We start from the raw sequence: 25,508 nt of genomic DNA, 5'->3' as shown, positions 1-25,508 counted from the left end.
ACGGCGGACCACCGATGAGCGACGACGACGACCCGAGCGCGGTGTTCGAACCCGCCTCATGGGAGGAGCGCTACGCCGGCGACGGGCGGGTGTGGGCCGGCTCGGCGAACCCGCAGCTCGAGGCCGCCGCTGCGGACCTGACGCCCGGAACCGCCCTCGACATGGGCTGCGGCGAAGGCGGCGACGTGCTCTGGCTCGCTGCCCGCGGCTGGCAGGTCACGGGCGCCGACTTCTCCGCGAACGGGCTCGCCCGTGCGGCACGTGCCGCCGAAGCCGCCGGCGTCGCCGAGCGCGTCGAGTGGATGCGGGTGGACGCCCGCGACTTCGACCCCGGCGAGCGCCGGTGGGACCTCGTCACGAGCCACTACCTGCACCCGGCCGCCGGGCGCATGGCCGAGGTACTGCCGCGCCTGGCGGCGGCCGTCGTCCCCGGCGGGCATCTGCTCGTCGTCGGCCACGCGCCCACGGGCGAGCACCGCCACGCCGACGGCCCGCAGCGGCGTGCGATGTTCTTCGCCGCCGATATCGCACGGCTGCTGCCGCCCGGGTTCGAGGTGCTCGCCGCCGAGGAGCGAGCCCGCATCCTCGACCACGGCGCCGGCCCGCAGCATGCGGACGACGCCGTGCTCTTCGCCCGCCGCACCGGCTGACCGGGCGCCACGGCATCCACCGGCGAACTCGCCTCGGCTGAGCCCGGCGAGCCGGGCGCCACGGCATCCACCGGCGAACCCGGACCGCGCACCCGCCCGCCCGAGACCGCCCGAGACCGCCTACCGGCCGCCGCCTCCGCCGCCGCCGAAGCCGCCGCCCGAGAATCCGCCGCCCACGCTGAAGCCCGAGGAGACGGCGCCGCCGTCGGACCCGCTGCCGCTCGCACCGTCGACCGGGGGTGCTGCGGACGCGGCGACGATCATGTGCACCAAAGCGCCCTGCGCGGCGACGGAGACGAGTGCCGCGTTCGAGGCGTCCGCCTCGGGGGCCGCCCCGAGCTCGGCGAGCACGCGCGCCCACTGCTTCTCCTGCTTGAAGAGGATGGCGTAGGGCAGCATCCGCTCGTAGACGTGCAATCGGACGAGTTCGGGGCTCTCGCAGCCGGCCGCGAGCACGCCGATGCGCGCGCCCCCGGCCTCGGCCGGCGCACCGGCCGGCACCGACGCGCTGCCGGAGGCCCCCGCGCGCACCGCGTCCGAGGGCAGCAGGCCGCCGACGCGGCGTTCCTCCGCCGTCGTCGGCGACTGCAGCATGCGCAGCCGCTCGGCCTCGGCGATGCGGATGTACTCGCGCATCCCCGCCAGATACTGGACGAGCTCGTGCCCGGCCGGGCTCAGCCGCACGGCCGAGGGACGCAGCAGGAACGCGACGACCGCGCACACGAAGACGACGGCAGCGGTGGGTGCGGCCAGCGACCAGGAGATCCAGCCGTCGTCGGCGAAGGCGGCGACGAACGCGGCGAGCAGACCGGAGACGACCAGGGCGCAGACGGCGGCCGCGACGAGGCCCGTACGGCGGCCGGCGACGTAGCCGAGGTCTTCGGCCATGACACGACTGGCGACGCGGTATTCCTCGATGCGTTCGCCGCGCTGCCGGCTGATGCGGTCGAGGCGGATCTTCGTCTTCGGGGTCGGCCCGGAGCCGAAGAGCGCACGGAGCAGGGCCTCGTCGTCGGCGCCCTGCTCGCTCGGGTCGACGCGCCGGGCGAGCCAGTGGTCGTGCGGATCGGTGCTGCGCACGGTACCCGGGCGGGTGCGGAACTCGAGGAGGCCGCGGACGGCGGCGTCGGTCACGACCGAGGGCAGCAACCGGTTCGGCCGGTTCAGCACGAAGGCGGCGACGCGGAGCGGCACGTCCTTCGGCGGCGTGTACTGGACGATGCGAGGCCGAGGCAGGGCCAGGCGGTCGCGGACGCGCACGATGAGCATGCCGGCGAGGGTCGCAACGGCGAGGACGGCCGCGATCAGGGCGAGCACGTGCGCCGCGACGGTCTCGCCGGCGGTTTCGGGCCGGGCGAAGGTGCCGGGTTCGAATCCGACGACGAAGGAGAGGTTCTCACCGGGTACGAGGGGGCCCGCGGTGACCTCGACGACGGTTTCCGTCGCGGGTCGGGAGGCGGCGTCCGCCGGCCAGTCCGCGGCGCCCGTGACGGGTTCGGCGATCTCGCAGGCGCCGCCGCGCGCGCCCTGCGTGCCCGTGAGGCAGTCCGCCCGGCCGTCCAGCAGTCCGTCGAGGGCGGCGGGATCACGGGCATCCGGCGCATCCGGGTACGCGGTCGACGTCTCGCCGGCGACGTGCAGGCGGGCGGTGACGCGCTCGAAGGACTGGGCCCACTCGGTTCCGTTGACGTCGGGGAAGAACTCGTCGCCGTCGGCGAAGGAACGGGCGACCTCGCTCATCCGATACGTGATCTCGTACACGGTCGGCCCGTGCTTGTAGGCGTCGTCGTCGATGACGAGGCGGGTGACGTCGCTCGGCGCCTCCTCGTCGATCGTGTACGGCACATCGCCGCCCTCGCCGTCGGTGACGCCGACGACCCGGAGCCCGAGGCTCTTCGCCCCGTCGCGGTTCGGGATGCTGCGGATGATGCCGCGGTTCTGATCGCGGTTCGGGAACTCGGCGACGAAGCGTTCGACGACGAGCAGTTCGGCGGTGTCGCGGATCTCGGCCCGGGAGAGGTAGTAGTCGACCTCGAGGGAGGAGAAGACGAAGTCCTCGACCGAAGCGGCCGCCGCCGGAGCGACGAGGGCGGCGGGAGCCGCGACCGCGGCGGGCGTCACGGCGGCCCGGGCAGCGGCCGGCGCGTCGAGCGCGCCCGGAGCCGCGGCGGCCGGCGCCGCCGGTCCCGCGAGCACCCCGATGACGCCGAGCGCCCCGAGGATCGCGCCGAGCAGGTGCTGCCGCCGGGTCATGCCGGAACCGAGCGCTCGGCGGCGTCGACGACGTTGCGCAGCAGCAGCGCCCGCGTCATGGGCCCGACCCCGCCGGGGTTCGGCGAGAGGAACCCGGCGACGTCGGCGACGCCCGGGTCGACGTCGCCGGCGAGCTTCGCCTTGCCGGACTCGGTGGTGCCGACGCGGGTGACGCCGACGTCGAGGACGGCCGCGCCGGGCTTCACCCAGTCGGGCTTCACGAGGTGGGGCACGCCGACGGCGGCGACGACCACATCGGCCCGGCGCACTTCGGCCGCGAGGTCGGGGGTGCGGGAGTGCGTGAGGGTCACGGTCGCGTCGGTGCCCTTGCGGGTGAGGAGGAGGCCGAGCGGGCGGCCGACCGTGATGCCGCGGCCGAGGACGACGACGTGCTTGCCGGCGACCGGCACCTCGTTCTGTGCGAGCAGTTCGAGGATGCCGGCGGGCGTGCACGGCAGCGGAGCCGGCACGGCCGTGGCGGGGTCGACGCCGAGGACGAGGCGGCCGAGGTTCGTCGGGTGCAGGCCGTCGGCGTCCTTGTCGGGGTCGACGGCTTCGAGCACGGTGTTCTCGTCGATGCCGTCGGGCAGCGGCAGCTGCACGATGAACGCGGTGACGGCGGGGTCTGCGTTCAGCCGGTCGACGGCGGCGAGGATCTCGGCCTGCGAGGCGGTCGCCGGCAGCTCCTCGCGCACGGAGTGCATGCCGACCTCGGCGGTGTCGCGGTGCTTGCCGGTCACGTAGGAACGGGATGCCGGGTCGTCGCCGACGAGCAGGGTGCCGAGCCCCGGAACGACGCCCCGCTCGCGGAGGGCGGCGACGCGCCGGGCGACGTCGGCCTTGACCGCGGCGGCCGCGGCGAGCCCGTCGAGCCTGGCGGCCGTCACTGCTGGAGCCCGGGGTAGAGCGGGAAGGCGCTCGTGAGGGCTTCGACGCGCGAGCGCAGCGCGGCCGTGTCGGAGCCCTGCAGGGCGAGGGCGATGATGTCGGCGACCTCGGTGAACTCGGCGTCGCCGAAGCCGCGGGTGGCCAGGGCGGGCGTGCCGATGCGGAGGCCGGAGGTCACCATCGGCGGGCGCGGGTCGAAGGGCACCGCGTTGCGGTTGACGGTGATGAGGGCGTCGTGCAGGAGGTCTTCGGCCTGCTTGCCGTCGATCTTCGAGTTGCGGAGGTCGGCGAGGACGAGGTGCACGTCGGTGCCGCCGGTGAGGACGTCGATGCCGGCGGAACGGGAGTCCTCGGCGGTGAGGCGCTCGGCGAGGATGCGGGCGCCGCGGAGGGTGCGCTCCTGGCGGTCGCGGAACTCGTCGCTCGCGGCGATCTTGAACGCGGTCGCCTTGGCGGCGATGACGTGCATCAGGGGGCCGCCCTGCTGGCCGGGGAAGACGTTCGAGTTCAGCTTCTTGGCCAGTTCGGTGTCGCGGCTGACGATGAAGCCGGAGCGCGGGCCGCCGATGGTCTTGTGCACGGTCGAGGAGACGACGTCGGCGTAGGGCACGGGCGAGGGGTGGATGCCGGCGGCGACGAGTCCGGCGAAGTGCGCCATGTCGACCCAGAGCTTCGCGCCGACCTCGTCGGCGATCGCGCGGAACGCGGCGAAGTCGAGGTGGCGGGGGTAGGCCGACCACCCGGCGATGATGACCTGCGGCTTGTGCTCGAGCGCGGCATCCCGCACCCGGTCCATGTCGACGAGCATGGTCTCGGGGTCGACGCCGTAGGCGACGGCGTTGTACAGCTTGCCCGAGAAGTTCAGCTTCATGCCGTGGGTGAGGTGGCCGCCGTGGGCGAGTTCGAGGCCGAGGATGGTGTCGCCGGGGGTGGTGATGGCCGAGAGCACGGCGGCGTTGGCGGTGGCGCCGGAGTGCGGCTGCACGTTCGCGTATTCGGCGCCGAAGAGCGACTTGGCGCGTTCGATGGCGAGGTTCTCGGCGATGTCGACGTACTCGCAGCCGCCGTAGTAGCGGCGACCGGGGTAGCCCTCGGCGTACTTGTTGGTGAGGACGGACCCCTGCGACTGCAGGACCGAGACGGGCACGAAGTTCTCGCTCGCGATCATCTCGAGGTAGTCGCGCTGGCGACCGAGTTCGAGTTCGAGGACTTCGGCGATCTCGGGATCGACGGCGGAAAGCGGCTGGGTGAAGACGGACTCGGCCAAGACTGGCTCCTTCGTGACATGCGGACCTGCGGGATGCTGCCTCGGCGACTCGCGCCCGAGGCGTCCGTCCCGGCCCAGGCGTGCGGTCGGTCCGTGCCAGTCGCTCCCCGATGGGTCTCCATCTCAACGCCAGTCGCGACGCTGGCAAGCATAGCAACGGGGCGCGGCGGATACGGCGATCGTGCCGGGATCGGGCGGGCGACCCGAATACAGTGGCTGTGATGAGCGAGACGACCGTCATCCACTCCGCCCTCGCGGTCAGCGGCGGCACCATCGTCGCAGACGCCTGGTTGCGCTTCGACGGGCCGGTGATCGCCGATGCCGGCGCGGGCGGTTCGTGGCGGGACGAGCCGGCCGCTCGGGTGGTGGATGCCGGGGGCGCGATCCTCACCCCGGGCTTCATCGACCTGCACGGGCACGGGGGCGGCGGCGCCGCCTTCGACGACGGCCCCGAGGGGATCGGGCGCGCCCTCGCGGTGCACCGCGCAGCGGGCACGACGCGCTCGGTGATCTCGCTCGTGACGGCATCCCCCGCCCGCCTCGCCGACTCCCTCGCCGGCATCGCCCGGCTCGCCGACGCCGACCCGCTCGTGCTCGGCGTCCACCTCGAGGGCCCCTTCCTCGCCCCCGAGTTCAAGGGCGCGCACGATCCGGCGCTCCTCGCAGCCCCCGAGCCGGCCGTCGCCGACGCCCTCGTCGACGCCGCCGCCGGCACCCTCCGGCAGATCACCCTCGCCCCCGAACTGCCGGGCGCCGCCGACGCGATCGGCCGCTTCACCGACGCCGGCGTGCGCGTGGCCGTCGGGCACACCGCCGCCGGCTTCGACGAGGCCCTCGCCGCCTTCGACGCGGGCGCCTCGATCCTGACCCATGCCTTCAACGGCATGCGCGGCATCCACCACCGGGCGCCGGGCCCCGTGCTCGCGGCCATGCACGCCGACCATGTCACCCTCGAGGTCATCGCCGACGGCATCCACCTGCACCCCGACGTCGTCCGTCTCGCCTTCGCCGGAGCCCCCGGCCGCATCGCCCTCATCACCGACGCGATGGCCGCCGCCGGTGCCTCAGACGGCGAGTACCTGCTCGGGGGGCTCGAGGTGCGAGTGGATGCCGGCGTGGCGCGCCTCGCCGACGGGACCATCGCCGGCTCGACCCTCACCCAGGATCAGGCGCTGCGCTTCGCCGTCGAGGTCGCCGGCATCGAACTGCCCGAGGCCGTGCGAGCCCTCACCGAGACGCCGGCGGCCGCGATCGGCCGCGCCCGCGATCTCGGCCGGCTCGAGGCGGGGTACGCGGCCGACGCCGTGCTGCTGGACGACGCGCTCGAGGTGCGCGCGGTGTGGGCGGCGGGCGAGCGGCTGCGCTGATCGCCGAACCCGCGCGACCGGGCCGCAGCCTCGGCCGTGGGCCCCCCGGCGGGGTCCGGCAGCCTGTTCCCTTTCCACCGGACCCTGCCACTCCCGGCCGGCCCTCGCGGACCGGCCGGGCGTCGGCGCCCCCACCGACAGACAGGGGTTGAACGCCCTGTCACCCAGAGAGATGTCATTCGAGGGAATTCATGACGCGGGTTCCGTGAAAATCTGTTGGAATGGTGTCCCGGCCTCCCCATGCCGGACTCCGACCCGAGGAGGCGCCGTGCCCGACTCCGATGCGCTCGCGCTCTCGGACCGCGAACTGCTGAGCCGTACGCGCGCCGGCGATCGCGATGCCTACGGCGAGCTGTGGCGCCGCCACGCGGCATCCGGCCGGACGGTCGCACGCTCCTACTCCTCGCTCGACGCCGACGATGTCGTAGCCGAGGCCTTCACGCGCATCTACCAGACCCTGCTCTCCGGTCGCGGGCCGCGCGACGCGTTCCGCCCCTACCTGTTCACCACCATTCGCAACACCGCCGCCGGCTGGGGCCGCGCGAGCCGCGAACACCCTCTCGATACGCTCGAGAGCGTGCCCGACCCGGCGAGCGGCGACGACTCCTGGCTCGTCGCCCTCGACGGCAGCGCGGCCGCGCAGGCGTTCCGGGCGCTTCCGCCGCGCTGGCAGGAGATCCTCTGGTACACGGAGGTCGAGGGCATGAGCCCGCAGGACGCGGCGCTGCTCATCGGCCGCTCGCCGAACAGCACCTCGGCACTCGCCTACCGCGCCCGGGAGGGGCTCAGGCAGGCGTGGATCACCGCGCACCTGCGCACCGTCGAGGGCCGCCCCGACTGCGAGTGGACCGTCGGCCGCCTCGCCGGCTGGGTGCGCGGCCGCCTCGGCGCCCGCGAGGTCCGCCGCCTCGAGGGGCACCTGGACGGCTGCACCGACTGCACGCTCGCGGCGGCCGAAGCGCGCACCACGGGCTCCCGGCTCGCGCTGGCCCTTCTGCCGCTCGTCGCCGGTTCGGGGGCCGCGACGGCATATGCCGAGTGGATGCGCCGGGGCGAGGCGGCGGCGGATGCCGTCGCCGCCGGCGCCCCGCCGTCCATCGTCTTCGAGGCCGGCCCGTCGCCGGTGCTGACCACGGCCGGCAGCGCCGCCGCCCCGGCGAGCGCGTCGGGAGCGCCGGGCGCGTCGGGGGTGCTGCGGCCACGGGGATCGGGGGCGCACGCGGCATCCACCGCCTCGTCGGGGCCCGGAGTGATTGGCTCGATCGCAGGCGTCTTCCTCGGCGTCTTCATCGCCGCAGCGACTGTGGCCGCGACCCTGAACCTGCCCTCGCCCGCATCCGCGCCGAGCATCTCGGCCGAGGCCGGCCCCGGCCCGGAAGCGATCGTGCCCGCAGAACCCGCCGAGCCGCCCGCCTCCGAGGAAGCGGCATCTGCGGAACCGCCCGCCGAGACGGCGCCCCCGGCCGCCGAAGAGCCCTCCGGCCCGGCCCCGGTCGATCCCGGGCCCGAGGCCCCGGAGCCCGCCCCGGCCGACTCCGGCGAGACGGACAGCCCCGGTGAGACGGAGGATCCCGCCGCGTCCGACCCCGAAGACCTGCCCGGAATCGTCGTCGCCCCGCCCGGCCCGTCGAAGCCCGAACCCCCTCCTCGCCCGAGACCATCGCCCCCGGCCCTGCGACCCCCGGCATCCACGGCGCCGACACCGGCGGCGGCCTCGTCGACCCTCTCGTGCACGGCAGCGCCGCACCCGACGCCGTGGTCGAACTGCAGGTCGCCGAACGCAGCTGGACGACCCGCGCCGACGCCGCCGGCGCCTGGAGCACGGTGCTCGACGAGCTCGGCGCCGGCATCCACACCATCGAGGCGCGTCAGTCCGATGCAGCCGGCACCGTCTCTGCGGCCGCGACCGTGGAGGTCGAGATCTCCGGGCCGCCGAGCTTGGTCATCGACCTCAGCGGCCGCGAGTGGATGCTGCGGGTCACCGGCGCCCCCGGCGCCGACGTGCTCCTCACCCTCTCGAACGGCCGATCCACGACGCTCACCCTCGACGCCTCCGGCGTCGCCGAGTTCGGGGGCCGCCCGTGGGCGCGGGCGCTGCCCGCCCCGCACGTCGCACTCCCCCTGCTCAGCGGCGCGACCGTGCGGCACGTCGTCGGCGACCGCACCGGGCCGGCCGGCACGGCCCTCATCGCTCCGGCGTCGGGCCCGTCCGAGGAGCCGGGGCACGAGGTCGGGTGAGTCACCTCGCCGCGCGCTCCATGATCACGTCGACGGCGAGCGCTGCCGTCCATGAGAAGGATCGCGTGCCGCGCGGCGTCCCGTCCCTCGGGTCGACGTACTCGGGGAAGCCGACCTCTGCGGCGACCTCGGTGAAGAGGGGGACGAGGCGCTCTGCGAGGTCTTCGCATCCGGCGCCCCAGAGGGCGCGGAGCAGCATCCAGTTCGTGTTGAACCAGGCGGGGCCGCGCCAGTAGAGGGCCGGGTCGAACTCGGGGGCGCTCGCGTCGCTGCTCGGCACGAAACGGCAGGAGCCGAGGAATGCCGGGCCCGCGAGAGTGTCGGTGAGGCGTTCCGCGTGCGAGATGCCGGGCAGGAGCAGCGGGATGAGGCCGTTGACGGTGCGCCGTGGCACGAGTTCGTCGTCGACCTCGTCGCGAGCGGTGAAGATGCCGAGCTCCTCGTGCCAGAGGGTTTCGTCGAGGGCTTCGGCGATCTCACGCCCCCGCCGTCGGTGCTCGGATCCGTCGCGGCCGAGCTCCTCGGCCATGCGGGCGAGGGCGAGCTCGGAGACGGCCAGGAGCGCGTTGAACTGCGGGCAGGCGAGCGCGAACGGGCGGTCGCCGCCGTCGCGGCATCCGCCCGCTCGGTATCGTTCGGCGAGCCAGTAGTACTTGGCGTATTCGCGTGCGCCGGGGCGTTCGCCGAGGCCCGCATGGTCGAGATCCGGGCGGGGGATGCTCGTGGACGATGCGGGGATGCGGGCGAGCGCCGCATCCCAGAGCGGGGAGTTGTCGGTGCCGGCCTCCCAGGGGTGGCGGATGACGACGAGGCGGCGGTCGCGTCGCGAGCGGCGGCGCTCGGCGAGGTAGTCGTGCCAGCGCACGAGCAGGGAATACGCCGAGGCGAGGAATCCGCTCGCCTCGGAGCCGACCGGGTCGGCCTCGTGCACGAGCCAGGCCGCCCAGGCGTGGTTGGGCGGCTGGATCAGGCCGGAACTCGGCAGCGGGCCGGCCTCCGGCAGCTCGCGCGAGCGCCAGAAGGCATCGCCGGGCGCATAGTCGTCATCGCGCGAGGGGTCGTAGACGATCTGCGGAAGGCGGCCGTCGGACCATTGCGCGGCGAAGAGGGAGCCGAGCTCGGTTCGGGCCCGTACCGGGTCGAGTCGTCGCAGGCCGATCGCGATGAATGCCGAGTCCCAGCTCCACTGGTGCGGGTAGAGGCCCGTCGCGGGAACGGTGTGGCCGCCCGTCCAGTTCGTCTCGAGGATCGCCCTCGCGGCATCCACCGGGCTCGAGGCCATGCGCACCCCTTCATGTCTAGTTCTTGTGCATCTTCTGCTCATACGTTATACATAAGTCTGCCGGCGCACCAGCCGTACTCGATGAAGAGGAGTGACATGAGCACCACGCACCGCAGCGCCCTCGCGCTCACCGCAGGCCTCGCACTCGCCGTTTCGCTCACCGCCTGCGGCTCGGGCGGCGAAGGCGACGACGGCAAACTGCTCGTCTGGTCCCTCGAGGTCCAGCCCGACCGCGTCGCTGCGACGCAGGCGGTCATCGACGCGTACACCGACGAAAGCGGCGTCGACGTCGAACTCGTGCCGGTCGAAGAAGCGCAGATCCCCCAGCTGCTCTCGGCCGCCGCCCTCGCCCACGAGATGCCCGACGTCATCGGAGCCCTCCCGCTCGGCCTCGTGCGCTCGTTCGACGGCGACGGCTACCTCGACCGCGAGGCGGCCGGCGCTGTCGTCGAGGCCCTCGGTGCGGACACCTGGGAGGCCTCCACCCTGGACCTCACCCGCGACGGCGACCAACAGCTCGCCGTGCCGGCCGACGCCTGGGCGCAGATCCTCGTCTACCGCACCGACCTCTTCGACGCCGCCGGACTCGAAGCGCCCGACGACTACGACGCGCTGCTCGAGGCCGCAGAAGCCCTCACCGCCGATGGCCGGTACGGGATCTCCATCGCGACCGACCCCGGCGACCCGTTCACCCAGCAGACCTTCGAATCGCTCGCGCTCGGCAACGGCTGCGAACTCGCGGACGACACCGGTGCCGTCACCCTCGACAGCGACGCCTGCACCGAGACGATCGAGCTGTACGGAGCCCTCGCCGGCGACGCGTCACCCGACGGGACCCAGAGCGTCGATTCGACCCGCGCCGCCTACTTCTCGGGGCAGGCGGCCATGACCGTCTGGTCGACCTTCCTGCTCGACGAGCTCGCCGGCCTCCGCAACGACGCCATGCCGTCTTGCCCCGAGTGCGCCGAGCCGGGCTGGCTCGCCGAGCACACCGGAATCGTCCCGCTCGTGACCGGCCCCAGCGCCGACGACGCCGGCTCCTACGGCGAACTCACCTCCTGGGCGATCACCGAAGACGCCGGCGACGGTGCGAGCGGCTTCGTCGAATACATGCTCTCGGACGGCTACGAGGGATGGCTCGCGATGGCCCCCGAAGGCAAGTTCCCCGCCCGGCTCGGCACCTCCGACGCCCCATCGGCGTTCGCGGACGCCTGGGCGAAGCTGGCGATGGGCGTCGACACCCGCGCGCCGCTCGGCGAGATCTACCCGGCAGAGACGGTCGAGGCCGTCCAGGGCGTGACCGCCGACCTCGCGCGCTGGGCGATCCCGCAGGGCCAGGGCCGGCTCGTCGGCCCGCTCACCGCCGAACTGCCGATCGCCAAGATCATCGCCGACCTCGCCGCCGGCGGCGTCGACGCATCCACCGCGCAGCAGCAGATGCAGGACGCCGTGCAGGAGATCGCGGACCGCTGACCATGACCGCGACATCGCACGCGGCGGCGAGGCACCCGCCCCGCCGCCGCACCATCCTCGGCCGCGAGAACCGCGACGGCCTCGTCATGGTGGGCCCGCTCCTCGTCATCATCACGCTCGTGATCATCGTGCCGATCGCGTGGACCTTCGTGCTCTCCTTCCAGGAGGCGCGCTACTCCGACATCGCCCGCAACGGGCTGTTCAACGCGCTCACCCTCGAGAACTACCTCGACGTCCTCACCTCGCCCGGGTTCTGGAAATCGCTCGGCACGACCGTCGTCTACACGGCCGGGTCCACGATCGGCTCGATCGTCCTCGGCCTCGTCGCCGCCCTCGCGCTGCGACGCCGCTTCCCCGCCCGCGGACTCGTACGCGCCGTCATGCTCCTGCCCTATGTGGCGCCCGTCGTCGCCGTCGCCTTCGTGTGGGAGGTGCTGCTGAACCCGCAATACGGGCTCGTGAACGCCGTGGGCACCCGCATCCTCGGCTGGGAGCACCCCGTCGACTTCCTCGGCACCGCCCCGCAGGCGCTGTGGACCGTGATCCTCTTCGAGACGTGGCGCTACTTCCCCTTCGCGTTCATGTTCCTCGCCGCCGCCCTCACCGGCCTGCCTCGCGAGGTCGAGGAGGCTGCGGTCGTCGACGGCGCGACCCCCCTGCAGCGGTTCCGGCTCGTCGTGCTGCCGCAGCTCATGCCGACGATCGCGCTGCTCACCCTGCTGCGCTTCGTCATGACCTTCAACAAGTTCGACGACGTCTACCTGCTCACGGGCGGGGCCGCCGGCACGCAGGTCGCCGCGGTGCGCGTCTACGACCAGCTCGTCGGTTCGAGCGACATCGGTGCGGCGAGCGCGAACGCGGTCGTCCTCGCCGCGTTCCTCGTCATCGCCCTGCTGCTGTACCTGCGGTTCTTCGTCCGACGCGAAGGGAACCCCTCATGAGCATCGTCCGCGCCCAGGAGCGCACCCTCGGCATCCTCCGCTGGATCGTCATCGCCGTCCTCCTCGTCGTCACCGTCTTCCCGTTCCTCTACATGCTCATGATGAGCTTCGTGCGCATCGAGGACCTGCTGCGGAACCCGCTCATGCTGATCCCGGATCTCGGCTCGGTCACGGTCGAGACGTATCGGCGAGTGCTCGCGCCCCTCGAGGAGGGCGGCTACGGCTTCGGCCGCTTCATGGCGAATTCGGCGATCGTGGCCACCGGGGCGACGCTGCTCACGATGCTCCTGACGATCCCGGCCTCGTACGCGGTCTCGCGGCTGCGCTTCTTCGGCCGCCGGCGGGTCTCGGCGCTGTTCCTCGCCGTCTACCTCTTCCCGACCATCATCATCGCCGTGCCGATCTTCGTCGGCTTCCAGGTGCTCGGCCTCGGCGGCAGCCTCTGGGGCCTCGTCATCGCCTACATCGCCCTCACGGTGCCGGTCTCGGTGCACATGCTGCGGAACTACTTCGCCACGATCCCCGAGTCGATCGACGAGGCAGCCCTCGTCGACGGCGCGAACCGCTGGCAGATCATCACGCGCATCACGATCCCGCTGGCGATGCCGACGATCATGTCCACGGCGTTGTACTCGTTCATGATCGCGTGGAACGAGTTCCTCTTCGCGCTGCTGTTCCTCTCGGCCAAGCAGGATCTCTGGACCGTGTCGCTCGGACTCACGCGCCTGGCCGACGGGCAGGAGGTCTCGAAGACTATCCTCATGGCTGGCAGCGTCTTGCTGACCGTACCGATCGTGGTGCTCTACGGGTTCGCCGAACGCGCCCTGACCGAGGGCCTCACGGCCGGCGCAGACAAGGGGTGAGACGTGACGAGAGGCCCGGGGGACATCCTTCGGCTCATCCGCAGCGGTGAGGCCGTCACGCGCGGCGAGCTCGGCGAGGCGACCGGGCTGTCGCGGCTGACGGTCGCGCAGCGGGTCGATTCCCTCGTGGATGCCGGGATCATCCGAGAGGCCGGTGCCGGCGATGCGACCGGGGGGCGCCGGGCGACCCGGTTCGTCTTCGATCCTGCCGACGCGATCGTGCTCGCCGCCGCGATCGAGGCCGACGGGGCGGTCGCCGGCATCCTCGACCCGCATGGGCACGTGCTCGCCACCCATCGCCTCGACGTCCGCGTCGAGGACGGACCGTCGCCGGTGCTCGACCGGGTACTCGACGGGTTCGACGCCCTGCTCTCCGATGCCGGCCTCGATCGAGCGCGCATCGGCGCGGCCGGGATCTCGGTGCCCGGCCCCGTGGACCCGGCTACGCACCGCCTCGCCGACCCGCCGGTCATGCCGGGCTGGGGCGACTGGCCGGTCATCGAGGCCGTCCGCGAACGCTTCGACGTGCCGGTTTCGCTCGAGAACGATGCCGACGCGATGGCGTACGGCGAGTTCGTCGAAGCCGGCGAGACGGCCGCCAACCCCTTCGTGCTGGTCAAGGCGTCGAGCTTCATCGGATCCGGCCTCGTGCTCGGCGGGCGCATCTACCGCGGCGTCGACGGCGGCGCCGGCGACATCGGCCATGTGCAGCTCGGCGGCGACGCCCTCTGCCGGTGCGGGCGACGTGGATGCCTCGCCGCCGAAGCGAGCGGCGTGGCCGTCCTCCGCCGCCTCGGCGAGGCCGGGGTCCCCGTCTCCGACGAGGGTGCGCTCGACGCCCTCATCGCAGCCGGTGATGCTGCGGCGAGCGCCGAGCTGACCCGCGCCGGCGAACTCATCGGGCGTGTGCTCGCCGCGGTCGTGGGCATCGTGAATCCGGCGACGATCACGATCGGCGGTTCGCTCGCGCATCCGGCGCTCATCGCCGGCGTGCGCACCGCGGTCTACGCCGGCTCGCTTCCGCGGGCGACGCGCCACCTCGACGTCTCATCGGCACGCCTCGGCGAGGACGCCGCCCTCATCGGGCTGTCGCGCGTCGCGATCGACGAGCTGTTCGCGCCCGAGGCGATCAACGCGCGCTTCGCGTGACCGCGGCGCCGGACGCCCTCGCGGCAGGCCGGCGGCGGCGCGCCGCGTAGGCTGTTCGGATGAGCAGCAGCGCGCCCGAGCACCGGTTCCACCGGGTCGTCACCTTCATCTGCGAAGATCGGCCCGGGATCGTGCACGCCGTCAGCGGCGCGATCGTGGCCGCCGCCGGCAACATCACCGAGAGCCAGCAGTTCACGAGTGCCGACACGGGGCGCTTCTTCATGCGCCTGCAGGTCGAATCGAGCGCGGACCGGGCCGCCTTCGAGGCGGAGCTCGCGCCGGTCGCGGCACGCTTCGACGCCGAGTGGAGCGTGGACGAGGTGGGGCGCCCGCTCCGCACGCTCGTGCTGGCATCCACTGCGGGGCACTGCGTGAACGACCTGCTGTTCCGGCAGCGGGCCGGCCAGCTGCCCGTCGACATCCCGCTCGTGCTCTCGAACCACGGAACGCTCCGCGAACTCGTCGACTTCTACGGGGTGCCGTTCGAGGCGGCGCCCGTCACCGATACCGCTGAGAAGGCGGCGTTCGAGGCCCGCGTGCTCGCCGCCGTCGAGGAGCACGACATCGAGCTCGTCGTGCTCGCCCGCTACATGCAGATCCTCTCCCCCGAGCTGTGCGATGCGCTCGCGGGCCGCTGCATCAACATCCACCATTCCTTCCTGCCCGGCTTCAAGGGGGCCAACCCCTACCGGCAGGCGCATGCGCGCGGCGTGAAGCTCATCGGGGCGACGGCGCACTTCGTGACGAGCGACCTCGACGAAGGCCCCATCATCGAGCAGAACGTGGTGCGCGTCGACCACACGCGGAGCCCCTCGCAGCTCGTCGCGATCGGGCAGGACGAGGAGAGCCGCACGCTCAGCCAGGCCGTGAAGTGGTTCGCCGAGCGCCGGGTGCTGCTCGACGGCGCCCGCACCATCATCTTCCGGTAGCGCGGGCGCCGCCTCGGCTCAGGCTGCGGCGACGGCCGCTTCGCGGTCGGGCTCGGCACCGCCTGCGGTACGGAAGTGGCCGATGAGCGAGCAGAGCGCCCCGGCGAGCGCCCAGGTGCCGAGCACGAGCCAAGGGAAGGATGCGTCGGCGGCCGGGAAGTACGAGAGGTCGCGGACGAGGGTGGCCGCGGCCCCCGGCGGGAACCATTGGCCGACCGCACCCCAGGGCTGGACGAGGAACTCCATCGGGAACGCCGCCGCCGAGATCGGGTTGGCCACGAGCATCATGACCACCGCGCCCAGGGCGAGGCCGGCCCGGCCCATGAGGGCGACGAGACCCGTGATGGGTGCGGCGATCGCGGCGAGGCCGAGGGCGATGCCGGCGACGTTCATCCAGGAGTCGCCCTGCAGCACGCCGAACCAGAGCTGCATGATCGACACGATCGCGATCGCGCCGACCGCGGAGTAGACGACGACCGCGAGCACCCGGCGGAGCGCTCCGAGGACGGCGAGCGAGATCGCGACGCCGCCGATGATGCCGCCGAGCACGAGCGGGAACATCGCCGCCGCAAGGCCGGTGCCGCGCTCGTCGGCCTCGGCGAGGGGCACCACATCGGTCACGGCGACGTCGATGTGCGGCGGGGCCTGCGGGGCGCCGGCTGCGGCCGCGGCCTGCTGGGCCTGGGCGTTCACGGCGGTCTCGAGCTGGCCGGCGACACCGCCGAGGAGCTGGCTGACGACCGTGCTCGCGGCGCCCGAGGTGAGGACTTCGGGTTCGGTGCCGAGCACGACGGCGCCGTACACCTCGCGCTGCGCGATGGCATCCACCGCCGCGTCGCGGTCGTCGACCTCGGTGAAGGCGATGACGCCGGGCTGGGCCTCGTCGACGTTGGCCGTGACGGCGTCGACGGCTTCGGCGGGACCGGAGACGGCGATGGGCAGGTCGCGCGGATCGGCCGTGATGGACGGCCAGGAGAAGGCGAGCACGATGACGCCCACGACGGCGGCGAGGCCGATCGCGAGGGCGATGACGCGGCCGATGGGGGTCCGGTCGGATGCGGACATTGGGGGCTCCTCAGAAAAAAGAACGAATGTTCCTTTTCAGTGTGCTCCCGGGACCGTAGGCTTGTCAACGTGCCGAAAGTGAGCGACGCCTACCGCGCCCGGCGACGCGACGAAATCCTCGACGCCGCCCAGCGATGCTTCTCGCGCGGCGGCTACCGGGGCACCACCATGGCCGACATCATCGCCGAATCCGGGCTCTCGGCCGGAGCCATCTACGGTCACTTCTCGGGCAAGCACGAGCTCTTCGCCGCCATGTCTAGGCGCACCCTCGGGCAGCGTTTCGCCGAACTCGACTCCCTCGGCAGCGACGGGCGCCCCCTCGCCCCCGCCGAGGTCATGCGAAGCGTCATGACCGGCATGCGCGATCACTTCGATCTGCGCATCCTCATCCAGCTGTGGGCCGACGCCGCCATCCACGCCGATGTGCGCGCCGAGATCGCCGGCCCCATCGGCGCCATCCGCGAAGCCTTCGGCACCGCCGTCCGGCCCTGGTTCGAAGCCCACCCCGAGCATGTCGTCGACGGCGACGTCGATGCCACCATCGCCGCGCTCATGCCCATCGCCCTCTCCCTCGGGCAGGGCTTCGTGCTGCAGCGCGAGATCTTCGACGACTTCGACGACGAGGCCTACTTCGCCCAGGCCGCCCGACTGCTGCCGCACTGACCGAGACCGCACGGGCAGCCCGCCCCGCACTGACCAGGACATTCGCCGCCGGCGGTAGAATGAAGCGGTGTCAGCACCACAGCCCGCCGCATCCGCACCGCAGACGGCCGCGCCGCAGACCCCCCGCATCGGCCCGAACGACATCCTCCGCTTCCTGCTGGAGATCTTCGCGTTCGTGAGCCTCGGCCTCTGGGGCTTCCTCGCGTTCCCGCTGCCGTGGCCGGGCATCGCCTTCGGCATCGGCGCTCCCGTGCTCGCGATCCTCGCCTGGGCGCTGTTCCGCTCCCCCAAGGCCGTCTTCCGCGTCGACGTCTTCGGCAAGGCGCTCGTCGAGGTCGCCACCTTCTCGGCCGCCGCCCTGGCCTGGTGGGACCTCGGGCAGCCGATCGTGGCCGTCGCCCTGGCCGTCGTGGCCGCCGTGAGCGGCATCATCAACGGCCTCAAGGAACTCGCCGCCTGAGGCACGCCGGCGCCTCCCGGAGGACGCGCGGAGGCGATGATGCGATCCGTGTACACCACCGACCCCGCGCGTCCCGCGGCAGTCTCCGGCCGGGCGCCTAGAGGCTCTGCCAGGACGGCTTGTTGGCCCAAGCGTAGCGGTAGTAGTCGGCGTTCTGCAGATCGGCGGCGGCCGCCTCGTCGACGACGACGGTGACGTGCTCGTGCAGCTGGATCGCCGACCCCGGCTGGCTGGAGGTCACCGGCCCCTCGACGGCCGCGGCCACGGCCGGAGCCTTGGCCGCGCCGAAGGCGAGCAGCACCAGGTGGCGGGCGTCGAGGATGGTGCCGATCCCCTGCGTGATGCAGTGCATCGGCACCTCGTCGATCGAATCGAAGAAGCGGGCGTTGTCGATGCGGGTCGGCTCGGTGAGGGTCTTCACCCGGGTGCGGGAGGCCATCGAGGAGCCGGGCTCGTTGAAGCCGATGTGCCCGGTGCGGCCGACGCCGAGGATCTGCAGGTCGACGCCGCCGGCCTCGCGGATGGCGCGTTCGTAGTCCGCCGCGGCGGTGCGGATGCCGACCGGCCGGCCGTCCGGCACGTGCACGAGCCCCGGGGCGAGCCCGAGCGGTTCGACGACCTCGCGGGTGATGACCGACCGGTAGCTCTCGGGATGACCGGGCGGCAGGCCGACGTACTCGTCGAGGGCGAACCCGCGCACCCGGCTCACGTCGAGCCCGGTCTCGGCGATGCGTGCGGCAAGTGCCCGATAGACGGGCAGCGGCGTGGAACCCGTCGCGAGGCCGAGCACGGCATCCGGTTTCCCGCCGATGAGCCCGACGATGGCGTCGGCGACGAGGGCGCCGGCTGCGGCTTCGTCGGGAACGATCACGACTTCGGCCATGCGATGCCTCCTACGAGTGCGGCGCCGACGGCGGCCGCGGGGAACCCGGGCGGGATGATCCGCACCCGCCCGGCGAGGTCGATCGAGCCGAGGAACGCGGAGCCGGCCGCCCATCCCTCGAGGATACGACGGGTGCCGCCCAGCAGCGGTTCGCCGAGCGCGGCCAGGCCGCCGCCGATGACGACCTCGTCCACGTCGACCGTGAGCACGAGCAGGCGCACCGCGGCGGCCACGCCGCCGACGAAGCGGTCACGCACCTCGATCGCAGCGCCGTCGCCCGCATCGGCGGCGAGGAACAGTTCCCGCGCCGGCAGCGGATCCGTGCTCGGCCAGGCCCTGGCGATCGCCGAGCCCGAGGCGACGGTCTCCAGGCAGCCGCGCTGCCCGCACGGGCATTCGAGACCGTGCGGGTCGACCGGGATGTGCCCGATCTCGCCGGCGATGCCGCGCGAACCGCGCAGCAGCCGGCCGCCCTGCACGATGCCGGCGGCCAGGCCCGTGCCGAGGTTCAGATAGGCCATGGATGCGTCGCGGGTGCCCGCGCCGTGCAGCAGGTGGTCGGCGCCGAGCGCTGCGGCCTTCACATCGTTCTCGACGCGCACGGCGACGCCCAGCCGGTCGGCCAGGCGTGGGCCGAGGTCGAGTCCGGCGACGCCGAGGTTCACGGCGTGCTCGACGCGGCCGGTGCCGGCATCCACCGCCCCCGGCACGCCGATGCCGATCGACTCGAAGCCGCCCGGCTCCAGGCCGGCGAGCTCGCTCATCCGTGCGACCGTGCGCAGCGCGGTGCCGACGACCTCCTCGGGGCCGAAGCCCGTGGGCATCCGCACCTGGTCGCTGAGCGTTCCGTCGGATCCGAGCACGACCGCAGCGGTCTTCGTCCCCCCGATGTCGATGCCGAGCTTCACTGCACCGCCGCCGGGTCGAGCACCTCGCGTAGGCGGTCGATGACCGCGCGCCCCATGAGCCGCGACGCGCCGAAGCTCGCAACGTCTGCGTACGCCCGGTCTTCGCCGGGCCAGCCCATGTCGATCGCCAGCACGTCGCCCCGCACCGCGCGCAGGGCGTCGATCGCCTCGCGCGCGAAGGGGTACCGGTGCAGATCCTTGCCGATCACGAGGACGGGGCCGGCCAGGCCCGCCGGGTCGCCGAGCACGCCGGCGCGGCCGCCGGGCTCGCGTTCGGACAGCGGCACGACGTCGGCCTCGTCGACCCAGTCGCCGGGGGCGGATGCCGCGAACACGCCCCACGGAACGTCGTCCCCCACGGCGATGTTCGCGATCGTGTCGATGCGCACGACGGTGCCGACGCGGCCGGCACCGGCGATGCGCGAGCAGGCGTCGCCGAGTTCGATGGATGCCGTCGCGCGCGGCAGGATCTCGGCCTCGAGCACGGCGGCGCCCGCCGCCAGACCGGCCGCCGCCGGGGCATCCGCCCCCGGATGCCCCGGCAGCCCGCGGACGCGGCCTGCGGCCCGCGCCACGTCTTCGGCCGCCAGACGGCCGTCGTCGATCGCCTCGTAGACCGCGTCGAGGATGTCGGCGAGCTGCTCGTCGGTGTTGTTCGCGCCGATGCAGAGCAGATCGCAGCCCGCGGCGAGGGCGCGCACTGCGGCCTCGGGGATGCCGTGCGCGCCGCTCGCCCCGTGCATGTCGAGGGCGTCGCTGACGACGACGCCCTCGTACCCGAGCTCGTCGCGGAGCAGGCGATGCAGAACGCGCGACGAGAGGGTGGCCGGATCGACCGCGTCCAGCTGCGGCAACAGGATGTGGCTGGTCATGATCGCCCGCGTGCCGGCGGCCACCGCCGCCCGGAACGGGACGAGCTCGCGGCCCTGCAGCGCCTCGAGGGGCAGGTCGACGACCGGAAGGGCCAGATGCGAGTCCGCCGAGGTGTCGCCGTGGCCCGGGAAGTGCTTCGCCGCGGCATCCACCCCCGCCGTCTGCAGGCCCCGGATCCACGCCGCCGTGTGCCGGGCGACGAGCCCCGGCTCCGCCCCGAAGCTGCGGACGCCGATGACCGGGTTCGCCGCGTTCGAGTTGATGTCGGCGTCGGGGGCGAAGTCCATCGTGCAGCCGGTCGCCGCGAGCGCCTCGCCGACGGATCGGCCGACGCGTTCGGTCAGCCCCACGTCGTCGATGCGGCCGAGGACGGCGTTGCCGGGGTACGGCGAACCCGCGCGGGCGAAGAGCCGGGTGACGTCGCCGCCCTCCTCGTCGATCGCGACGACGGCGTCGGGGTTCGCCTCGCGGATCGCCCCGGTCAGGCCGGCCAGCTGTTCGGGCGAGGCGATGTTCCCGGCGAAGACGCACACGCCGCCGAGGCCGTCGCGGAGCCGGGCGAGCAGCCACTCCGGCGCCGCGATGCCGCGGAAGCCGGGCATGAGGGTCGTGAGGATGTCCCGGCGGAGCGACGCTCCGCCGGCCTCGTCGTGCTCGGTCATCCCTTGACGGCTCCGCTCACGAGGCCGCCGACCATCCGCCCCTGCACGAAGAGGAAGAAGATGACCACGGGCAGGGCGATCAATGTGGCGCCGGCCATGACGGCGCCCCAGTTCGTCGCCTCGGTCGCCGACTGGAACGAGTTCAGCCACGGCGGCAGCGTCAGGTTGTACCCCTTCATCAGCAGCAGCGCCATCGTGAACTCGTTCCACGACTGGATGAAGGCGAAGATGCCCGTCGAGACGAGACCCGGCGCCAGCAGCGGGAAGGTGACCTTCCAGAACGCCTGCGACTTCGAGCATCCGTCGATCTGCGCGGCCTCTTCGAGGTCGGCCGGCACGCCGGCGACGAAGCCGCGCAGCGTCCAGATCGTGAACGGGACGACCGCGGCCAGGTGCACGAGGAAGAGCCCGAAGAGATGGTTCACGAGCTGCACGTCGTCGAGCATGTTGTAGACGGTGTACATCATCGCCTCGCCGGGCACCATCTGCACGATGAGCACGCTCACGATGAAGGTGTACCGACCGCGGAAGGCGAAGCGGGCGATCGCGATCGAGGCCATGAAGGCGAAGAGGGCGCAGATCACGACCACGCTGAGGGCGATGAGGAGCGAGGTACCGAGCGCGTGCGGGAAGTCGGTCTGGCCCGGCGCGGCCTCGCGCGTCCACGCCGTGACGTAGTTCTTCCAGGTGAACTCGGTCGGGAAGAAGCTCGGCTCGCGCGTGATGATCTTGTTCGTCGGGGTGAAGGAGGCGTTCACCATCCAGTAGACGGGGAACACCGAGCAGGCGATCACGACGGCGGCGATGGCGTTGAAGAGGACCTGCAGCCAGATCTTCTTCGGGCGCCCGTCGCGGGTCGCGCGACCGGCCGGGGCGACGGCGATCCGGCTCCCTGCGGTCACCTGGGTGGTCATGCGAGCTCCTCGCTCTTCAGGGTGCGGCGGACGTTGAAGTAGCTGAGGCCCATCAGCAGGATCAGCAGGATGACGCCGATCGCGGCGGTCACGCCGAAGTCGCCGAGACCCTGCCGGAAGATGAGCGTCGGCAGCACGTTCGTCTCGGAGACGATGCCGCCCTGTTGCTGCAGGGCGTATACCTGCGTGAAGATCCGCAGGTTCCAGATGATCTGCAGCACGAGCACGGCCGTGACGACGTTGCGCATGTACGGGGCGATGATGTAGCGGTAGCGCTTGACGGCGCCGGCGCCGTCGAGCTGGGCCGCCTCGAGCACCTCGCCGGGGATCTGGCCGAGCCCGGCGTAGAACGTGAAGGCGACGAACGGGATCGACTGCCACACGATGATGATGATGAGCACGCCGGTGAACGACCACGAGTTCGCCAGCCACGAATGGCCGTACCAGCGATCGCCCGTGAGGAGCGTCATGACGTGGTTCATGAGGCCGTACTCGGTGTCGAAGATCCACCCCCAGACGATCGTCGCGGCCAGCGGCGGCATCGCCCAGGCGATGAGGAGGGCGACCGAGACGGCGGTGCGCCAGGCGCGGCCGAGGCGCATCATGAGCATGCCGATGAGCATGCCGCCGGCCATGTTGAGGATCGTGAGGACGACCATGAGGGCGAGCGAGCGGCCGAGCACGGCCGGGAAGTCGCCCTTGGCGATGATGCCGATGAAGTTCTCCAACCCGACGAAGTTCGCCGGGATGTCGAGCATCTTGTTCTTGATCTGCAGGTCGGTGAACGACTGGACGATCATCGCGATCGTCGGGTAGCCGACCATGATGCCGAGCAGCACGATGCTCGGGGCCAGCAGCAGCCAGGGCGCGACGGGGAAGCGGCGCTTCTTGCTGCCGGCGGGTCGCGGCACGTCCGAGAGCGCCTTGCGCTTCGACTTCTTCGGCGGACGCGGCGGTGCGTCGGCTTCGGTGAGGGTTGCGCTCACGTGGCTGCTCCTCGATGGATCGCCGGAGGGGGGCCGGCTGCTGCGGATGCGGCGGGGCCGCGGAAGAGAGGGGTGAGGAGGGGGCGAGGGCGCCGCCCCCTCCTCTCATCCGAGCTCGGTCAGGAGTTCAGGATGTCTTCGATCTGCTTGTCCAGGCCGGTGGCGATCTCCGTGACATCGCCGCCCTGGGCGATCTTGACGAGCGCCTCCTGGATGATCTGGGCGGCCTCGACCTCGGCCCACTTCGGGGTCGTCGGGGTCACCTTGGAGTTCGCCAGCGCTTCGGCCTGGGCCTGGGCGACGGGCGTGTCCGGCAGCGCGGACGCGGCCGACTCGATGCCGGGGGTCAGGCCGGCCTCGGCCATGAGCTCCTGGTAGCCGGTGGAGGTCATGATGGCCAGGGCCTTCTCGGCCTGCTCCGGGTTCTTGCTCTTCGTGGCGACGCCGATGTTCGAACCGCCGGCGAAGATCGGGGCGGTCTCGCCCGCGGTGAGGCCCGGCAGCGCGAAGGCGCCGAGGTCGGAGCCGAAGGTGTCGGCGCAGCCGGGGTTCTCGGCGTCGGCGGCGGCCTGGATCGAACCCTGCACCCACGCGGGGGCCGACAGGAAGACGACCTCGCCGGCGCAGAACGGAACCTGCGGGTCGGTCTCGTCGCCGTCCTTGGCGGCGTTGGACGCGTTGGTGTAGACGTCCTGCAGCATGCTCAGACCTTTGATGCCGCCCTCGCTGGAGAAGCCGGCCTTCCAGGCGTCGCCGTCCTGCTCCGCGATGAAGCCGTCGTTGGCCCACACGTAGGCCAGCGCGTTGTACCAGTCGCGACCCGGGGCGTAGATGCCCGAGACGGTGTCGGTGTGGCGCGCCTTGCCGCTGGCGACGTACTCGTCGAGCGTCTTCGGCAGCGCGGTGTCGCCGAGGACCTGCTCCGAGTAGAAGACGATCCGGCCGCCGGCGTAGTACGGAGCGGCGTACAGGTCGCCGTCGTAGGTCGCGGAGTCCTCGAGGCCGCCGAGGAAGTCATCGCCGCCCAGCTCGTCGCGGAGGTCGGTGATGGGCTGGAAGAGACCCTGGTCCGCGAAGCTCGCGGTCTGCGTGTTGCCGACCTCGACGAGATCGGGCGAGTCGTTGGACTGCAGCGCCGCCGCGTAGGTGTCGCTGACGTCGGCCCAGGTCTTCTGCTCGACCGTGAGCTTCCAACCCTCGTTCTCCGACTCGAACGTGTCCTTCAGGTAGGCGCGTGCGGTGTCGGGGGTGTCGCTTCCGACGAGCCACACGGTGATCGTGCCGCCGTCGGAGCTGTTGCCGCCGTCACCGCCGGCACTGCAGCCCGCGAGGGTCAGCGCCGCCGCGGCGCCGAGCGCCACGATGCCGAGTTTCCTCATGTCGTGTGTGTTCCTTTCCTACGGAAGAGGTGGCCAGCCGGGTGCTGACGACCCTTGGTGCGCGGGGTCTAGGAGACCCCGAGTTGTCCGGACAGGACCATGACGGCCGCACCCTGCAGGACGATGTCCTGCCCGTGCGACGTCAACCGGAGCCTCAGATCACCGGTGAGCTGCGCCATCGTCCGGTTCCGGAGCGTTTCGACGGCCGCATCGAGGAGGGGGCCGTCAAGCAGGTCGACCGGGCCGCTGAGGACCAGCTCCGGCAGATTGAGGGCGCCGACCACGGGCGCGAGCACGACCCCGAGCCGACGGCCGGCCTCGGCGAGCACGAGCTCGCGGCCGGCCTCGTCGAGCCCGGCGATGCGGGTCGACAGGCGCGGTGCCGACAACCAGGACTCGAGGCATCCGGTCTTGCCGCAGGCGCAGGGATACCCCGCGTCGTCGCCGACGACGACATGCCCGATCTCACCCGCGGCGAAGGCGCTGCCGAGCACGAGGCGGCCGCCGAGCAGCACGCCGGCGCCGACGCCGTGGCCGACTTTGACCAGCATGAGGTCGTCGGTCTGTGCTCCGCGATGCTCGGCGAGCACGGCGACGTTCGCGTCGTTGCCCACGTGCGCCGGCAGGCCGAATTCGGCCGCCGCCAGGTCGCGGAGAGGAAGATCGGTCCAGCCGAGGTTCGGCGCGGCGCGTACGACGCCGTTCGGGTCGACGACACCCGGTGAACCGATGCCGATGCCGAGCACCGGGGTGCTCGTGAGGGCGAGGAGCCCGCCGATGAGGGCGAAGGCGCGGTCGATGGCGGCCTGACCGGTCGCGCCGTCGAGGGCGACTTCGTCGCGGGCGACGATCGTGCCGTCGAGGTCGCTGACCGCGCCGCGGAAGACGGCGTGCTCGGAGAGGTCGACGGCGATGATGTGGAACCCGGCGCGGTCGACGTCGATGAGCGTCGCGGGTTTGCCGGGGCCGGCCGATTCGCGCTGGCCGAGTTCGACGACGAGGCCTTCGCCGACGAGGTCTGCGACGAGGTCCGAGACGGTGACGCGGGTGAGGCCGGTCTCGCGGGCGAGGTCGGCACGGCTGCGGGGGCCGGCGGTGAAAAGCGTCTGGAGGACGAGGGCGCGGTTGTGGCTGCGCGCGTGCTCGGGGAGCACTTTGCGTGTGGGGCGGAGTTCGCGACCGAGCGTCACCCGAAGGCCCGTCGTCGCGGCTCCGGCGTCGAGCACCGGTGTCTCGGCCTGATCGGAAGCATCCATCGCTGTCACGTTTGTTAGGAAACCATACGAACAAATCCGGCGCAACCCTTCGCCCGGAATCCATCGGGGCGTTACCGAGTCGTGACCCGCGGTGGATGCCGCAGCGCGGCCGGCGCGCCACCGCATCCGCACACGACGAAGGGCGGCGGGCTCACGCCC

22 protein-coding genes, 1 pseudogene and 1 riboswitch are annotated in these 25,508 nt (G+C 72.4%); of the genes and pseudogenes, 11 read left to right on the top strand and 12 right to left on the bottom strand.

The window, feature by feature from the left end:
• Window positions 1-14 precede the first annotated feature (14 nt).
• Window positions 15-650 (top strand): class I SAM-dependent methyltransferase, encoded by a 636-nt coding sequence (locus G127AT_RS11610; RefSeq protein ID WP_210897051.1) that lies wholly within the window; start codon window positions 15-17, stop codon window positions 648-650.
• 120 nt (window positions 651-770) lie between these two features.
• On the opposite strand, the gene G127AT_RS11605 is transcribed toward G127AT_RS11610, so the two are convergent.
• Genes G127AT_RS11605 through glyA form a run of 3 tightly spaced genes read right to left on the bottom strand, consistent with a single transcriptional unit; the run spans window position 771 to window position 5,058 of the window.
• Window positions 771-2,903, bottom strand: coding sequence for a DUF2207 family protein (locus G127AT_RS11605; RefSeq protein WP_210897049.1), 2,133 nt, complete (start codon window positions 2,901-2,903; stop codon window positions 771-773).
• Window positions 2,900-3,790, bottom strand: coding sequence for a bifunctional methylenetetrahydrofolate dehydrogenase/methenyltetrahydrofolate cyclohydrolase (locus tag G127AT_RS11600; RefSeq protein WP_210897047.1), 891 nt, complete (start codon window positions 3,788-3,790; stop codon window positions 2,900-2,902). Before G127AT_RS11600 ends, G127AT_RS11605 begins: the two co-directional genes overlap by 4 nt.
• Window positions 3,787-5,058 carry a serine hydroxymethyltransferase gene (gene glyA / locus G127AT_RS11595; protein WP_210897045.1) on the bottom strand — a complete coding sequence of 424 codons (1,272 nt, stop codon included), beginning with the start codon at window positions 5,056-5,058 and terminating at the stop codon, window positions 3,787-3,789. The genes G127AT_RS11600 and glyA overlap by 4 nt, the downstream gene beginning before the upstream one ends.
• A gap of 65 nt (window positions 5,059-5,123) precedes the next feature.
• A riboswitch (ZMP/ZTP riboswitch) is annotated at window positions 5,124-5,205 on the bottom strand.
• Window positions 5,206-5,279: 74 nt separating this feature from the next.
• Between glyA and nagA the strand changes: the two genes are divergently transcribed.
• The 3 genes and pseudogenes from nagA (at window position 5,280) to G127AT_RS16145 (ending at window position 8,663) form a co-directional block, all read left to right on the top strand.
• The gene (gene nagA / locus G127AT_RS11590; protein WP_210897043.1) at window positions 5,280-6,425 is read left to right on the top strand and encodes an N-acetylglucosamine-6-phosphate deacetylase; all 1,146 of its coding nucleotides are present in this window, start codon (window positions 5,280-5,282) and stop codon (window positions 6,423-6,425) included.
• 172 nt (window positions 6,426-6,597) lie between these two features.
• A pseudogene (locus G127AT_RS16395) lies at window positions 6,598-7,353 on the top strand (RNA polymerase sigma factor); the annotation flags it as partial.
• A gap of 800 nt (window positions 7,354-8,153) precedes the next feature.
• Window positions 8,154-8,663, top strand: a complete 510-nt coding sequence (locus G127AT_RS16145) for an Ig-like domain-containing protein (RefSeq protein WP_244857553.1) — start codon at window positions 8,154-8,156, stop codon at window positions 8,661-8,663.
• Between the two features lies 1 nt (window position 8,664).
• Here the strand turns inward: G127AT_RS16145 and G127AT_RS11580 are convergent, their stop codons facing one another.
• The gene (locus G127AT_RS11580; protein ID WP_210897039.1) at window positions 8,665-9,945 is read right to left on the bottom strand and encodes an MGH1-like glycoside hydrolase domain-containing protein; all 1,281 of its coding nucleotides are present in this window, start codon (window positions 9,943-9,945) and stop codon (window positions 8,665-8,667) included.
• 96 nt (window positions 9,946-10,041) lie between these two features.
• On the opposite strand from G127AT_RS11580, the gene G127AT_RS11575 reads away from it, so the two are divergent.
• Genes G127AT_RS11575 through purU form a run of 5 tightly spaced genes read left to right on the top strand, consistent with a single transcriptional unit; the run spans window position 10,042 to window position 15,300 of the window.
• A complete protein-coding gene (locus G127AT_RS11575; protein ID WP_210897037.1) occupies window positions 10,042-11,418 on the top strand; it encodes an ABC transporter substrate-binding protein in 1,377 nt (458 codons plus the stop codon).
• 2 nt (window positions 11,419-11,420) lie between these two features.
• Entirely contained in the window at window positions 11,421-12,359 is a 939-nt protein-coding gene (locus G127AT_RS11570) for a carbohydrate ABC transporter permease (protein ID WP_210897035.1), read from the top strand.
• Complete coding sequence (locus G127AT_RS11565; protein WP_210897033.1) at window positions 12,356-13,222, top strand: carbohydrate ABC transporter permease; 867 nt, start codon at window positions 12,356-12,358, stop codon at window positions 13,220-13,222. Before G127AT_RS11570 ends, G127AT_RS11565 begins: the two co-directional genes overlap by 4 nt.
• Window positions 13,223-13,225: 3 nt before the next feature.
• A complete protein-coding gene (locus G127AT_RS11560; RefSeq protein WP_210897031.1) occupies window positions 13,226-14,371 on the top strand; it encodes an ROK family transcriptional regulator in 1,146 nt (381 codons plus the stop codon).
• A 59-nt stretch (window positions 14,372-14,430) separates the two neighbouring features.
• Complete coding sequence (gene purU, locus G127AT_RS11555; RefSeq protein ID WP_210897029.1) at window positions 14,431-15,300, top strand: formyltetrahydrofolate deformylase; 870 nt, start codon at window positions 14,431-14,433, stop codon at window positions 15,298-15,300.
• 18 nt (window positions 15,301-15,318) lie between these two features.
• Here the strand turns inward: purU and G127AT_RS11550 are convergent, their stop codons facing one another.
• Window positions 15,319-16,365 carry a hypothetical protein gene (locus G127AT_RS11550; RefSeq protein ID WP_210897027.1) on the bottom strand — a complete coding sequence of 349 codons (1,047 nt, stop codon included), beginning with the start codon at window positions 16,363-16,365 and terminating at the stop codon, window positions 15,319-15,321.
• A gap of 69 nt (window positions 16,366-16,434) precedes the next feature.
• On the opposite strand from G127AT_RS11550, the gene G127AT_RS11545 reads away from it, so the two are divergent.
• Together G127AT_RS11545 and G127AT_RS11540 are read left to right on the top strand one after the other, a co-directional pair.
• A complete protein-coding gene (locus G127AT_RS11545) occupies window positions 16,435-17,028 on the top strand; it encodes a TetR/AcrR family transcriptional regulator (RefSeq protein WP_210897025.1) in 594 nt (197 codons plus the stop codon).
• 67 nt (window positions 17,029-17,095) lie between these two features.
• The gene (locus G127AT_RS11540) at window positions 17,096-17,488 is read left to right on the top strand and encodes a YrdB family protein (RefSeq protein ID WP_244857552.1); all 393 of its coding nucleotides are present in this window, start codon (window positions 17,096-17,098) and stop codon (window positions 17,486-17,488) included.
• A 97-nt stretch (window positions 17,489-17,585) separates the two neighbouring features.
• Here the strand turns inward: G127AT_RS11540 and G127AT_RS11535 are convergent, their stop codons facing one another.
• From G127AT_RS11535 to G127AT_RS11505, 7 genes are all read right to left on the bottom strand, one after another.
• Window positions 17,586-18,371 (bottom strand): glucosamine-6-phosphate deaminase, encoded by a 786-nt coding sequence (locus G127AT_RS11535; RefSeq protein WP_210897023.1) that lies wholly within the window; start codon window positions 18,369-18,371, stop codon window positions 17,586-17,588.
• Entirely contained in the window at window positions 18,356-19,279 is a 924-nt protein-coding gene (locus G127AT_RS11530) for an ROK family protein (RefSeq protein ID WP_210897021.1), read from the bottom strand. Before G127AT_RS11530 ends, G127AT_RS11535 begins: the two co-directional genes overlap by 16 nt.
• A complete protein-coding gene (locus G127AT_RS11525) occupies window positions 19,276-20,814 on the bottom strand; it encodes a glycoside hydrolase family 3 N-terminal domain-containing protein (RefSeq protein WP_210897020.1) in 1,539 nt (512 codons plus the stop codon). The genes G127AT_RS11530 and G127AT_RS11525 overlap by 4 nt, the downstream gene beginning before the upstream one ends.
• Window positions 20,811-21,728: a carbohydrate ABC transporter permease gene (locus tag G127AT_RS11520; protein WP_210897018.1), complete on the bottom strand. Its 918-nt coding sequence runs from the start codon at window positions 21,726-21,728 to the stop codon at window positions 20,811-20,813. Before G127AT_RS11520 ends, G127AT_RS11525 begins: the two co-directional genes overlap by 4 nt.
• Complete coding sequence (locus tag G127AT_RS11515) at window positions 21,725-22,714, bottom strand: carbohydrate ABC transporter permease (protein WP_210897016.1); 990 nt, start codon at window positions 22,712-22,714, stop codon at window positions 21,725-21,727. Before G127AT_RS11515 ends, G127AT_RS11520 begins: the two co-directional genes overlap by 4 nt.
• Window positions 22,715-22,833: 119 nt before the next feature.
• The gene (locus tag G127AT_RS11510) at window positions 22,834-24,093 is read right to left on the bottom strand and encodes an extracellular solute-binding protein (protein ID WP_210897014.1); all 1,260 of its coding nucleotides are present in this window, start codon (window positions 24,091-24,093) and stop codon (window positions 22,834-22,836) included.
• Window positions 24,094-24,161: 68 nt separating this feature from the next.
• Window positions 24,162-25,349, bottom strand: coding sequence for an ROK family transcriptional regulator (locus G127AT_RS11505; RefSeq protein WP_210897012.1), 1,188 nt, complete (start codon window positions 25,347-25,349; stop codon window positions 24,162-24,164).
• Window positions 25,350-25,508: the final 159 nt, after the last annotated feature.

Origin of the sequence: Agromyces archimandritae (assembly GCF_018024495.1) — a bacterium.
In the GTDB taxonomy this organism is placed as follows: domain Bacteria; phylum Actinomycetota; class Actinomycetes; order Actinomycetales; family Microbacteriaceae; genus Agromyces; species Agromyces archimandritae.
Note: the sequence above shows the minus strand (reverse complement) of the source record. Positions and strands in the feature narration are given on the sequence as shown.

Bases quoted from the DNA above. Each gene is read 5' to 3' on its own strand.
- G127AT_RS11535 (WP_210897023.1), bottom strand. From the start codon at position 18,371: ATGGCCGAAGTCGTGATCGTTCCCGACGAAGCCGCAGCCGGCGCCCTC.
- G127AT_RS11580 (WP_210897039.1), bottom strand. From the start codon at position 9,945: ATGGCCTCGAGCCCGGTGGATGCCGCGAGGGCGATCCTCGAGACGAAC.
- G127AT_RS11575 (WP_210897037.1), top strand. From the start codon at position 10,042: ATGAGCACCACGCACCGCAGCGCCCTCGCGCTCACCGCAGGCCTCGCA.
- nagA (WP_210897043.1), top strand. From the start codon at position 5,280: ATGAGCGAGACGACCGTCATCCACTCCGCCCTCGCGGTCAGCGGCGGC.
- G127AT_RS11605 (WP_210897049.1), bottom strand. From the start codon at position 2,903: ATGACCCGGCGGCAGCACCTGCTCGGCGCGATCCTCGGGGCGCTCGGC.
- G127AT_RS11570 (WP_210897035.1), top strand. From the start codon at position 11,421: ATGACCGCGACATCGCACGCGGCGGCGAGGCACCCGCCCCGCCGCCGC.
- G127AT_RS11550 (WP_210897027.1), bottom strand. From the start codon at position 16,365: ATGTCCGCATCCGACCGGACCCCCATCGGCCGCGTCATCGCCCTCGCG.
- purU (WP_210897029.1), top strand. From the start codon at position 14,431: ATGAGCAGCAGCGCGCCCGAGCACCGGTTCCACCGGGTCGTCACCTTC.
- G127AT_RS11565 (WP_210897033.1), top strand. From the start codon at position 12,356: ATGAGCATCGTCCGCGCCCAGGAGCGCACCCTCGGCATCCTCCGCTGG.
- G127AT_RS11505 (WP_210897012.1), bottom strand. From the start codon at position 25,349: ATGGATGCTTCCGATCAGGCCGAGACACCGGTGCTCGACGCCGGAGCC.
- G127AT_RS11520 (WP_210897018.1), bottom strand. From the start codon at position 21,728: ATGACCACCCAGGTGACCGCAGGGAGCCGGATCGCCGTCGCCCCGGCC.
- G127AT_RS11610 (WP_210897051.1), top strand. From the start codon at position 15: ATGAGCGACGACGACGACCCGAGCGCGGTGTTCGAACCCGCCTCATGG.
- G127AT_RS11525 (WP_210897020.1), bottom strand. From the start codon at position 20,814: ATGACCGAGCACGACGAGGCCGGCGGAGCGTCGCTCCGCCGGGACATC.
- G127AT_RS11510 (WP_210897014.1), bottom strand. From the start codon at position 24,093: ATGAGGAAACTCGGCATCGTGGCGCTCGGCGCCGCGGCGGCGCTGACC.